Below are 11,207 nucleotides of genomic sequence, written 5' to 3' on the forward strand. Positions count from 1 at the left end.
GCACCCGCCGCACCAGGGCACCGGACACCCAGCCGGCCCCCGGAGACCGCACATGGAACTCCAGCACGTTGTCGTCGTTCGGGGCGTTCGCCACCGAGTAGTTGCGCCACACCCGGGGGTGGTAGCGCGGCGCCTCCAGGCTCACGTACTGCCCCGCCTGCCAGCGCAGCGGATGCTGCAACGCCCGGCAGGTCAGCACGGCGGTGTCCGGGCCGTACCGCTCGTGGGTCAGCACCTCGGCGTGCCAGAACGGCGGGTCGTCGTCGGAGGCGGCACCGGCAACCATCAGGGCGGCGATCGCCGCGTAGGCCTCCCGCCACGCCTGGTCGTACTCCAGGTTCCAGCCGTCGCCGGCGGTGCTGCGCAGCGCGTCCAGCAGCGCGACGCCCATCGTGGCGTAGTGCCGCTCGTCGACGTGGTACTTGCGGTGGTCGCGGCCCAGCGCCCGGAGGAACTCGTCGAAGCTCTCCGGGTCGTCCACCGTGTGGATCGCCGTGATGATCGCTTCGAGTAGGCGGTCGCCCTGGCCGGTCATCTGCACCGGGAAGAGTTGCCGCAGGGCGGGGTCGAGCAGGAACAGCCGAGCGTAGAAGTGACCGCTCAGCCGGACCCGGTCGTCCTCGACCAGGGCCCAGCTCTCCTTCAGCAACCGCGCGAGGTTGTCCACTGACGCTCCTTCTCCAGACGGCAACGGATCGGGCGCTCATAGAATCTCCACGGAGCGTGTCGACTGGTCGCACAGAATGTGCGATCGGCTCACGGTGGCCGGTCGGCCGTGTCACCTGTGCCGTACGTCGGGCAGAGTGGTGCGGTGACCGTTGAGCTGACCCGCCCGGTGTCCCGCCGACTGCTGGGCACCGAGACGCTGCTGGTCCTCGGCCTCTCCCTCGGCCAGTCCGCGATCTACGCGGTGGTCTCGATCATCGCGAAGTTGACCGCCGACGGTCCGCTCTCCAAGCAGACCGCCTCGCTGAACACCTCGGCGTCGGCCCGCCCCTGGCTGGACCTCACCTACCAGCTGCTCGGCATCGTGTTCGCGCTGCTGCCGGTGCTTCTCGCCGTACACCTGCTCACCCGTGACCCCGGCGACCCGGCGCGGACCCTCGGCCTGGACGCACGGCGGCCCGGCCAGGACGTGGCGCGCGGTGCCGGCCTGGCGGCGCTCATCGGCCTACCCGGGTTGGCGCTGTTCTGGGTGGCGGCCCACCTGGGTCTCAACGCCACGCTGGTGCCGGCCGCGCTGCCGGACATCTGGTGGACGGTTCCGGTGCTGATCCTCGCCGCCGTGCAGAACGCCGTGCTGGAAGAGGTGATCGTGGTCGGTTACCTGGTCACCCGGCTGCGTCAGCTCCAGTGGCGGCTGGCCGCGATCATCGCGGCCAGCGCGCTGCTGCGCGGCTCGTACCACCTCTACCAGGGCTTCGGCGCGTTCGTCGGCAACGCGATCATGGGCGTCGTGTTCAGCCTCTTCTACCTGCGCACCCGGCGGGTGATGCCGCTGATCATCGCGCACACCCTGCTCGACGTGTTCGCCTTCGTCGGCTACGCGCTGCTGCCCCGGGAGTGGTTCGACTGGCTCTGACCCGTCAGCGCCGGTCGGGTCGGTAGACGGCCACCGTCCGGGCCGCGAGCCGGTCGGCCGCCGCCGCATCACCCAAGGCCGCCGCGAGCACCGCCGCGCCCGGCAGCAACCGGGCCACCAGCCGCAACGCCACCCAACCACCGGCCTGAGCCGTGAGCGGCGCGGCCAACCGCCAGGCCGCCTCCGCCGCCCGCGGCCACGCCCCCTCGACCGGGTCACCAGCGCTCTCGGCGGCGGCCAGAGCCGCCGCCGCGCTCGCCCGATCCGGGTGCACCTGGGTCAGCACCAGCAGGTCGACGGCCCGGTCGGGATGCGTCGGATCCTTGCCGTACGCAGCGGCCAGGTGCAGCACCAGCTCCGAGTGCGTCCACAGCACAGCAGCCAACTCGGCCAGCGGCGCGAAGAAGCCGGCCAGCGCGGCGGTCGCCCCACCAGCACCCGCCGAGCGGACGAACCGCCGGGCCGCCAACCGGGCCAGGCCGTCCGCCGAGGCGTCCGGGTACCTGTCGCGCAACCCAGCGGCCCACCCGGCCGCGCCGGGCCCGAACGTCCGCACCGCGGCAAGAGCCAACAGCTCCGGTGCGAAGCCAGGGTGGTCGAGCACGCGCGCGGCGACCGCGCGCAGCTCCGATTCCGGGGTACGCCCCAGAGCCGGCTCAACCTGCCGCACGGCGGGGTCTGCCGGGGTCAGCTGCTGCTCGGCGGGTGCCGTCTGCGGCCTGACCACGGGTTCGGGGGCGGGCTTTGTCGGCGGGATGCTCTTGGTCGGCGGAGTGCTCTTTCGTGGGGTGGCCGCGCGCCTGGTGGTCTTTGCGGCTCTGGCCGGGGCCGTTGGCGTGATGGTGCTCGCCTCGCCGGTGGTGCTCGCGGCCTTTGTAGGTTTCGCGGCGCGCTTGCGGGGCGTCGGCGTGGCCGGGGTCACCTCGGCGGGCGTGTCGGCTGCCTGCCGATGGTCAGCCCTGCGAACAGGGGCGGTCCGAGCCTTCGGCGGTGGCGATGCGAGGCCGGTTGCTGGGCTCGGTTGGTCGCCGGTCGGCTGCTCCGAGTGCTCCGGCTGCTCCGGCTGCTCCGGCTGCTCGGCGTTGGTGTCGGTGGTCAGTTCGGCCGGCGCTCGCCGAGGCTGTCGAGGCAGGGGGCGGTCCGGCTCCGGTGGTTGGAAGAGCACCGCCGGTGCGGCCTTGGCCCGTCGAGGACGCTGGCTCGCCGGACTCGCGGCCGGCGGCGCCGCCGACTCGGGCCCCACCGTCTCGGTGGGCTCCTCGGCCACGACCGGCGGCGTGAACGTGGCCCGTGGAGAACGCCGACGCGCTCGTTCAGCAGGCTCTCGACGGGTCGACTCGCTGGGCGGCTGCTCCTGCATATCGATGGAGCGTAGTCCCGATCACGCCGGCGCACAGCGTGGAAACACGGGGGCGGACGGACCCTGGTGGGCGTACCCCGGAAGTCGTTTTGCTCCCGGTGGGTGGTGACCTGTATCCTCGGGCGCGGTGGTCTGAGGATCACCGGGGAGACTTCGCCTAGTCTGGTCTATGGCGCCGCACTGCTAATGCGGTTGGGGTCTTAAAGCCCCTCCCGGGTTCGAATCCCGGAGTCTCCGCGCGAAAGCCAGGTGTGTATGCTGGCTGAGCACGAGCGCCCGTAGCTCAATGGATAGAGCATCTGACTACGGATCAGAAGGTTAGGGGTTCGAGTCCCTTCGGGCGCACCACTTGAGCAGGGAATATAGCCAATAGGCTATATTCCCTGCTTTCGTATGGGCGTACGTGTCGGACGCGGTTGTTCTGCTCGCCCGTCGGCCTGGGCGATCCGGGCGAGGAATCGTGACGCCCGGCGCGAGATGAGTACGCGTGCGCATGGCAGGCGCTGCCGCAGCGACCAGAATTCCCTCCATGCGAACGCGAATCATGATCGCTCTGGCCGCGGTCGGCCTGGGTGGGCTGATGGCCACCACCGGTTGCTCGTTCCGGGAGGACATCTGCGCTGGTGGTGAGTATCCGGCGATCGCGGTGGGCGGGCAGGGCGGCAGCGCCTGCTTCCCGGATGGGCAGGAGCCGACCCCGCCGTACGTCCGCTACCCGGAGGGCAAGATCCCGCAGCACGTCGACGACGAGTGGGACGTCTACTGGCGCAGCCACGGCATCGATGAGAACAACAACATCATCGATACCTGAACCGGGCACCCGGAGGGTCGTCGCCCGGCAGAGGAGCGCCGGTGCGAGTCCCTGCGGTCGTTCCGCGGACAGTATCCGGTCCCGCAGCAGATCCGATCTTCCTGATCGAACCTGTGCGGGACCGGATTGCCTGTCTCGTACTACCCGACTGCCGGGGTGATCGAATGATCAGCCGAAGCAGTTGGGCACCGGCGGTGAGCTGGGGGTGCAGTTCGTGGGCCGGTTGCCGCTGATGGCGGTCTTCTGGTCCACGGTGACCTGGCCGCCGTCGTTGAAGATGCCGCCGGGTGCCAGGGTGGAGATGTTGTCGGTGACCTTGCTTTCGGTGAGGGTGAACGTGGCGTTGTTGTAGATTCCGCCGCCCTGGGAGCTTGAGCCGATGGCCCGGTTCCGGTCGACGTGGGTGCGGCGCAGGACGACGGTGCCGCTGCCGTTGTAGATGCCACCGCCGTGTTCGATGGTGCTGTTCGTGCTGGCGACGTTCTCGCTGATCCAACTGTCTTCGGCCACGAACTGGCCGATCTGGTTGAAGACGCCGCCGCCACGTTGGCCGGCTTCGTTGTGGTGGACCTTGCCGTGCCTGAGGTTGAAGACGCCGTCGGAGAAGATTCCGCCGCCTTCGCTGCCGGCTCGGTTGTCGTTGACCTCGACGTTCTTCGCCTCGGTGGTGGAGTTGATACCACCGCGGATGCCACCGCCGCGGAAGCCCGCGGTGTTGTTGTCCAGGTGGACGTTCTCGAGCACTGCGGTGCTGCTGTTCGACAACCCGCCACCGGCGCCACCGATGGGCAGGATGTTGACGACCCCGATCGTGTTGTTGTAGCTCAGCCGGGTGTTCTGCACTGTGAGGTTGCCGTTGTTGAAGATGCCTCCGCCGTCGAACACCGCGCTGTTGTTGCTGATGGTGCTGCTGTCGTCCCACTTCTTGTCGCGGTCCTTGCCGTCCCGGTCCTTGTCGTGGCCGTTCCCGCCGAGGATCCGCGTGACGCCGAAGTTGGCGATGCCACCACCCGGGCCGTTCGTGTGGTTGTAGACCACCTTGGTGTTCTCGATGGTGGCCCTGCCGCCGACGTCGATCCGGATGCCACCGCCGCCCTGGCCGAGCCCGCCGTCGGCCAGGCCGCCCTTGATGGTGGCGTCGCGTAGCGTCAGGTCGCCGCCGGTTCCGACCTCCAGGATCCGGAACGGGGTGGCGTTGGCCGCGCGGACGATCGTGGATCCGTTTCCGTCGATCACGACCTGCTGGGTGATGATCGGCAGGCCGACCGCGCCGAAGGGCACCGGCGGCTGGGGCGCCGACCTGTTGAGCGTGTAGGTGCACTTCTCGGCGAGCCGGAGCTTCGCCCCGGAGCTGGCGTTCGCGCGGACGATCGCCGCGATCAGCTCGTCGGCGTTGCAGGGTACGGACCGGAAGTCGTCGCCCCGGCTGTCCCGATGGTCGCCGTCCTCCTTGTGCTCCTTGCCGTCGCGACCGCCCCGGTCCTTGCCGTTGCGGTCGTCGCCGCTGCCCCGATTACTGTCGGCGAGGACCTGGCTTCCGGCATTCGAGGGGGTGCCTCCGTGCTTCCCGGCCGCTCCGCTCATCCCCGCCGGGGTGAAGGCGGCCAGACCGACCACTCCGGTCAACCCGGCCACCCCGGCGAGGAGCCAGCGTGCCCGGCGCCTCCTCGACAGCGGGGCTTGAGCTGCCGCTACTTCGCTCATCTTCGGGTGTGGATAGTTGGACATCGAGCTACCTAGCCCTTCTCCGGACACCAGGTTCCGCACGTCGCATTAGGTGCAGAGGGCAACAAATCGGTTGTCGCCACCAAGGCGAAGGTAGTCGAACGATCTTCATGTCAAGGGTACTTATGCGAAAAAAGCCTACATTCGGCCTACGCGTCACCAGCGCCCCAGCAGTCCCACCGTGCACTTCTGTTCCGTCGACACCCTCCCGCCGCCGCGCCGGCCTGGGTGCCTGGGTTTCTGGCGCTTGACGTGGGCCGGATCAGCGACAAGAATTTACATGAATCGCTGTTAGCGTTAACAATCCGTCCCAGTGCTGCGGCGGCATCGTCATGTCGATGCGGCGATGGTCGCGACGGCCTGACCCCTCGGTCAGCACTGCCACTGCAGGGGAGAAATCTATGCGAACCAGGGCAAGATGGCTCGCGGCGACCGCCGCGCTCGGTGTCGTCCTCGCCGGGGTGCTGACCTCGACCGGCCCGGCCAACGCCGAATCCAACGGCGGGGTGCGGGTGATGCCTCTCGGCGACTCCATCACCGAGGGCACGCAGGTGCCGGGCGGGTACCGCATCGGGCTCTGGCAGCGACTCGTCAACGGGCGGTACACCGTGGACTTCGTCGGGTCGCAGTTCAACGGGCCTGCCAGTTTGGGTGACCACGACCACCAGGGGCATCCCGGCTGGCGCATCGACCAGATCGACGCGAACATCGTCGGCTGGCTGAACACCCAGCGGCCGCAGACAGTTCTGCTGCACATCGGCACCAACGACATCCTGCAGAACTACAACGTGAGCACCGCGCCGAACCGGCTCTCCACCCTGATCGACCGGATCACCACCACAGCTCCCAACGCGGAGGTGTTCGTCGCGCAGATCATCCCGCTCTCCAACAGCAACCAGAATGCGGCCGCCCGCACCTTCAACGCGGCGATCCCGAGCATCGTGCAGAGCAAGGTGAACGCCGGCAAGCGGGTACGCCTGGTCGACATGTACAGCGCACTCACCACCGCCGACCTGATCGACGGCGTCCACCCCACGGCCGGCGGTTACGACAAGATGGCTGCCCGCTGGTACAGCGCGCTGCAGGCGGTGCCCGGCAGCATCGGCGACCCGGGAAGCGGCGGCGGGCAGCAGACCACTGCGATCGTGGGTGCCCTGTCCGGTCGCTGCGTCGACGTCCCCGGCTCTTCCACCACCAACGGCACGCAGGTGCAGTTGTGGGACTGTCACGGCCGCACCAACCAGCAGTGGACCTACACGAGCAGCAAGACGCTGACCGTGTACGGCAACAAGTGCCTCGACGCCGCCGGCTACGGCACCTCGCCGGGCACCCTGGTCACCATCTACGACTGCCACGGCGGAACGAACCAGCAGTGGAACGTCAACGCCAACGGCACCATCACCGGGGTGCAGTCCGGCCTCTGCCTCGACCCGTACAACGTGGGTACGGGCAACGGCACCAAGCTCGTCCTCTGGACCTGCACGGGCCAGGCCAACCAGCAGTGGAGCCGCCGATAGCTCGCAGGGTCGCGGCGGGTGGTCGGATCGTGGGTGATCCGACCACCGTCGCCTGCGCTACCCCTTGGCCGTCGCGCGTCAAAGGCGCCACGTGTCGGTGAGTGTGATGCCGACCAGGACGCCTACGGTGACGAGCACGACGAGGACCGTCGCCAGCGTGGTCAACGCGGGCGTGGTGGCGATCAGCAGTGCCAGCCAGGCCAACCGGGACGGTGGGAGTTGGCCGAGCAGCACGTACTCGGAGTCCATCCGTCCGAGCATGAACAGCACCGGCCTGCCGACGATGAGGATGAGCCAGGTCGCGGGCGTGGTGCCGAGGGGTTCATGGAGAACGAGGTCCACCCCGGCCGAGGTCGCGATGATCCCGGTTATCACGACGGCGTAGACGTAGGGCGCGAGGCGCACCGCCTGCCGCAGACTCTGGTGTGCGGAGGGCAACGCCCGAACGACCGTGATGCCTGTGAGTCATATTGATGCCTCAGGGACATCACGCTCGCCGTAGTCGGGGGCGGGTCCGAGCGGTTGCCGTCGTCGGTACATCAGCCGTCTGCTGACGTCGGGCGGCGTTGCACCGGCCGGCGCCTGCACCGAAGGCGCAACGGTGGCCGTGCCGTACGGCGCTGTCTACGTCTTCTGGGCCTCGAAGCGGTAGGGGGCCCAGCTGCGACGAGGCGGCAGCCCCGGTCGTGGCCGACTGATGGACAGCATCGACGGGATTCGGTGGGCGGACGATAGGCTGCGGCCGGCGTCGGAGTGACCTAGGGGGACGGGTGATGGGCGGATCGGTTCGCGCTGTGGTCGCGGTCTGCGGGCATCCGGCGTGAGCGGCGGGCTCCGTCCCGGTGACCCGGCACGCCTCGGTGGGTACGAGGTGCTCGACCGGCTCGGTGACGGGGGCATGGGCAGTGTCTTCCTGGCCCGGTCGCCGCAAGGGCGGCGGGTGGCGGTCAAGGTCGTCCGTGCGGACCTCTCGCACGACGAGGAGTTCCGGGGTCGGTTCCGTAGTGAGGTGAACCGCGCCCGCCAGGTTCCACCGTTCTGCACGGCCGAGGTTCTCGACGCCGACCCGGACCATGACCCGCCCTACCTGGTGGTGGAGTACGTCGAGGGCCCCAGTCTGGCCCAGGTGGTTCGGGAGCAGGGCCCGCTGGGAGGGGCGCACCTGCACGGCATCGCGGTCGGGGTGGCCACCGCGCTCACCGCCATCCACGGCGCCGGGGTGATCCACCGCGACCTCAAGCCGGCGAACGTCCTGGTCGCACCGGGTGGGATCAAGGTCATCGACTTCGGCATCGCCCGAGCCTTCGAGGCGACGAGCCAGCACACCCGGACCAACCAGATGGTCGGGACCGTCTCGTACATGGCTCCGGAGCGGTTCGACACGGCTTCCGGCCGTCCGGCGGGCCCGGCCGCGGACATCTTTGCCTGGGGGGCCCTGGTCGCCTACGCCGCGACCGGCCGCAGCCCGTTCGGGGGCGACTCCCCTACCGCGACCGCGATGCGGATCCTCACTCAACCACCGGACCTGACCGGGCTCGGTGGGCCGTTGCGGGATCTGGTCTCCCGCGCATTGGAGAAGGACCCAGCTGCCCGGCCCACGTCCCGGGAGTTGCTCGACGGGCTGTTGACCGCAGCGTCTCCGGTGGGTGCCGGCGATCCGGCCCAACTCCTGGGCGCGACGCCACCACGTGTGTCGCCCGCTGCCGGTGGTGATCAAGGCGTGCGGTCGACGACATCGGGTCCGGCCAAGGCCGGCCGCGCGGATCCACGCCGGCGTGGCTGGCTCACCGCGTTGGGGGCGACCGCCGCGGTGGTCGCGGTGCTGGTGCCCGCTTTCCTGTTCGGTCCGCAACTGTTGAGTGGGCAGTCCAAACAGGATCGAACCGGCTCGACGCCGAGCGGTAGCCCGGCGACGACCGGGCCGGCGGCCACGGCGTCCACGCCCGCGTCGGGCAAGCCGTCCGCCTCACCGTCGGCCAGCGTGGACCCGGCCCAGGCCATGCTGGCCGGTCAGCGGCGAGTCCTGCTGCACGTGGTGGAGATCGACCGTGACCTGTCGCTGCCGTCTCACGGCGAGGTCGAGGTCGGCAACGGAACCGGCAAGGATGCGCTCTTCGTACTCGAACCAGTCGGTGTCGACTACATGATCAAATCGGTCAACCCGGAGATCGCCCACCGACCGTGCCTCGGGGTCAAGGTCGATTCGGAAGGGTACTCGGCGCTGGTCGGAGCCGACTGTCGGCCGAGCAAGGCAACGTTGTTCACGTTGTACCGTGACGGCAAGGACGACAAGGGGCGCCCCGCCTACGCCATCATCAACGACGAGCACGGCCCGGTGCAGTGGAGCCCGACCAAGAGCGAGATCTTCGTCGAGTTTCTCGGCGACGCCCCGCTGAACACGACGTTCAGCCTGGTCGATCGAGGCGCGGTCTGACTCGGGGGTTCCCCGGCCCCCGCGGACCGGCCCACCCGGTGGGCCTTGACTTACATGGCGATCGGTCCTTACCGTCGCCGCGCCATCGCTCCTGCCGGCCGACCCGTCAGGCGGAATTCACCGGCACCGTCAGTGAGCCATCGGCAATGGGCGGTCGTCGATGTTAACGCGCTCGCAGGGCCTCCTCAAGGGCCTCGCGGTGGTCCTGGCCGGGGATCTGGGGCGATGCCTGCGGGAATGCGGTTCAAGTCGTTTCACCTCAAGATCCGCAGGTTGACAGCGGTAGATGTTCCCAGCACGTTACGTCTTGACGAACGGCATGTTATCGCTCACAGTCGATGCCTAAGGACGACGACACCTCGGCTTTCCGGGCAAGCCTTGCTTCGTCGACCTCGAATCAGGCGTGCGCTATTGCTTGCCGGCGTCTTGTTAACGCTAACTCTCTGACGCCTGCGTGCTCGGCCACGCGTCGCGGTACGCCCACCCTCGGGCAGGCCGTTCGGCTCTTGGTCACTGGAGGAGGATCATGTCTGCCCTCGATATGTCCCCATCGATCGCAACGCCTTCGCGGCGGCGACGTTGGTGGTTGCCCCGCGTCCTCGCTGCCAGCGCGGCGGCGTTGATGGTCGGTGGTGCCGCCGTAACGGTGGTGTCGTCACCCGCCGCCGCGGCGACTGTCGACACGAACGCGTGGTACGTGTTGGTAAACCGCAACAGCGGCAAGGCCCTGGACGTCTACAACCTGGCCACGAACGACGGGGCCCGCATCACCCAGTGGACCCGCAACAACGGCAACCAGCAGCAGTGGCAGTTCGTCGACTCCGGTGGTGGCTACTACCGGGTGAAGTCGCGGCTGTCCAACAAGGTGCTGGACGTCTCGGGCTTCTCGACCGCCAACGGCGGCAGCATCGTGCAGTGGAGCGACAACAACAGCACCAACCAGCAGTTCCGGCTGGCCGACTCGGACAGCGGCTACGTCCGGTTGATCAACCGCAACAGCAACAAGGTGATGGAGGTGCAGGGCGCCTCGACCGCCGACGGCGGCAACATCGTGCAGTACGACGACTGGAACGGCACCAACCAGCAGTGGCAGTTCGTCCGCGTCGGCGGTGGGACCGACCCCACCACGCCGCCGCCGACGACCCCGCCGCCGGGCGGCACCTGCGACCTTCCCTCGACGTACCGGTGGTCCTCCACCGGGGTGTTGGCGAACCCGAGGTCGGGATGGGTGTCGCTGAAGGACTTCACCGTCGCCCCCTACAACGGCCAGCAACTGGTCTACGCCACCACGCACGACTTCGGGTCCAGCTGGGGTTCGATGAACTTCGGCCTCTTCTCGAACTACTCGCAGATGGGCTCGGCCAGCCAGAACGCGATGAACTCCGGCACTGTCGCGCCGTCGCTGTTCTACTTCGCGCCGCGCAACATCTGGGTGCTCACCTACCAGTGGGGTGGCCCGGCGTTCTCCTACCGGACCTCGACCGACCCGACCAACCCGAACGGCTGGTCGTCGCCGCAGACGCTGTTCAGCGGCAGCATCACCGGCTCCGGCACCGGCCCGATCGACCAGGCGGTCATCGGTGACGGCACGAACATGTACCTGTTCTTCGCCGGTGACAACGGCAAGATCTACCGGGCCAGCATGCCGATCGGGAACTTCCCCGGCAGCTTCGGCTCGAACTACACGACCATCATGAGTGACACCACGAACAACCTGTTCGAGGCCGTCCAGGTCTACAAGCTCCAGGGCCTGAACAAGTACCTCATGATCGTCGAGG

The 11,207-nt window shown here is 68.6% G+C and carries 10 protein-coding genes and 2 tRNA genes; 8 read left to right on the forward strand and 4 right to left on the reverse strand.

Features of this window, described 5'->3' with window-relative positions:
* Positions 1-667 (reverse strand): globin domain-containing protein (locus ABZ749_RS18020; RefSeq protein ID WP_357229078.1); only part of this gene is annotated, 667 nt, incomplete at its 3' end.
* Between the two features lie 144 nt (positions 668-811).
* On the opposite strand from ABZ749_RS18020, the gene ABZ749_RS18025 reads away from it, so the two are divergent.
* Positions 812-1,582: a CPBP family intramembrane glutamic endopeptidase gene (locus ABZ749_RS18025; protein ID WP_355004423.1), complete on the forward strand. Its 771-nt coding sequence runs from the start codon at positions 812-814 to the stop codon at positions 1,580-1,582.
* Positions 1,583-1,586: 4 nt separating this feature from the next.
* On the opposite strand, the gene ABZ749_RS18030 is transcribed toward ABZ749_RS18025, so the two are convergent.
* Positions 1,587-2,849: a hypothetical protein gene (locus ABZ749_RS18030; RefSeq protein WP_357229080.1), complete on the reverse strand. Its 1,263-nt coding sequence runs from the start codon at positions 2,847-2,849 to the stop codon at positions 1,587-1,589.
* 239 nt (positions 2,850-3,088) lie between these two features.
* Between ABZ749_RS18030 and ABZ749_RS18035 the strand changes: the two genes are divergently transcribed.
* From ABZ749_RS18035 to ABZ749_RS18045, 3 genes are all read left to right on the forward strand, one after another.
* Positions 3,089-3,179: transfer RNA gene (locus ABZ749_RS18035), tRNA-Ser, on the forward strand.
* A 35-nt stretch (positions 3,180-3,214) separates the two neighbouring features.
* Positions 3,215-3,290, forward strand: a tRNA-Arg gene (locus ABZ749_RS18040).
* Between the two features lie 181 nt (positions 3,291-3,471).
* Positions 3,472-3,753 (forward strand): hypothetical protein, encoded by a 282-nt coding sequence (locus ABZ749_RS18045; RefSeq protein WP_357229083.1) that lies wholly within the window; start codon positions 3,472-3,474, stop codon positions 3,751-3,753.
* 168 nt (positions 3,754-3,921) lie between these two features.
* Here ABZ749_RS18045 and ABZ749_RS18050 read toward each other — a convergent pair whose 3' ends face one another.
* Positions 3,922-5,481: a hypothetical protein gene (locus ABZ749_RS18050; RefSeq protein WP_357229085.1), complete on the reverse strand. Its 1,560-nt coding sequence runs from the start codon at positions 5,479-5,481 to the stop codon at positions 3,922-3,924.
* A gap of 398 nt (positions 5,482-5,879) precedes the next feature.
* On the opposite strand from ABZ749_RS18050, the gene ABZ749_RS18055 reads away from it, so the two are divergent.
* The gene (locus ABZ749_RS18055; protein ID WP_357229088.1) at positions 5,880-6,995 is read left to right on the forward strand and encodes a ricin-type beta-trefoil lectin domain protein; all 1,116 of its coding nucleotides are present in this window, start codon (positions 5,880-5,882) and stop codon (positions 6,993-6,995) included.
* Between the two features lie 78 nt (positions 6,996-7,073).
* Here the strand turns inward: ABZ749_RS18055 and ABZ749_RS18060 are convergent, their stop codons facing one another.
* Positions 7,074-7,433, reverse strand: coding sequence for a low temperature requirement protein A (locus tag ABZ749_RS18060; protein ID WP_357229090.1), 360 nt, complete (start codon positions 7,431-7,433; stop codon positions 7,074-7,076).
* A 100-nt stretch (positions 7,434-7,533) separates the two neighbouring features.
* Here ABZ749_RS18060 and ABZ749_RS18065 point away from each other — a divergent pair, with 100 nt between their 5' ends.
* The 3 genes from ABZ749_RS18065 to ABZ749_RS18075 form a co-directional block, all read left to right on the forward strand.
* Positions 7,534-7,647, forward strand: a complete 114-nt coding sequence (locus tag ABZ749_RS18065; protein ID WP_357229094.1) for a DUF3455 domain-containing protein — start codon at positions 7,534-7,536, stop codon at positions 7,645-7,647.
* Positions 7,648-7,815: 168 nt separating this feature from the next.
* Positions 7,816-9,429, forward strand: a complete 1,614-nt coding sequence (locus tag ABZ749_RS18070) for a serine/threonine-protein kinase (protein ID WP_357229092.1) — start codon at positions 7,816-7,818, stop codon at positions 9,427-9,429.
* 541 nt (positions 9,430-9,970) lie between these two features.
* Positions 9,971-11,207: non-reducing end alpha-L-arabinofuranosidase family hydrolase (locus ABZ749_RS18075; RefSeq protein ID WP_357229097.1), on the forward strand; the 1,237-nt coding region annotated here is incomplete at its 3' end.

The sequence above is a fragment of the Micromonospora sp. NPDC047753 genome (assembly GCF_040642735.1).
GTDB lineage: Bacteria > Actinomycetota > Actinomycetes > Mycobacteriales > Micromonosporaceae > Micromonospora.

Coding starts and splice junctions, on each gene's coding strand:
- ABZ749_RS18045 (WP_357229083.1), top strand. CDS start 3,472: ATGCGAACGCGAATCATGATCGCTCTGGCCGCGGTCGGCCTGGGTGGG.
- ABZ749_RS18050 (WP_357229085.1), bottom strand. CDS start 5,481: ATGTCCAACTATCCACACCCGAAGATGAGCGAAGTAGCGGCAGCTCAA.
- ABZ749_RS18055 (WP_357229088.1), top strand. CDS start 5,880: ATGCGAACCAGGGCAAGATGGCTCGCGGCGACCGCCGCGCTCGGTGTC.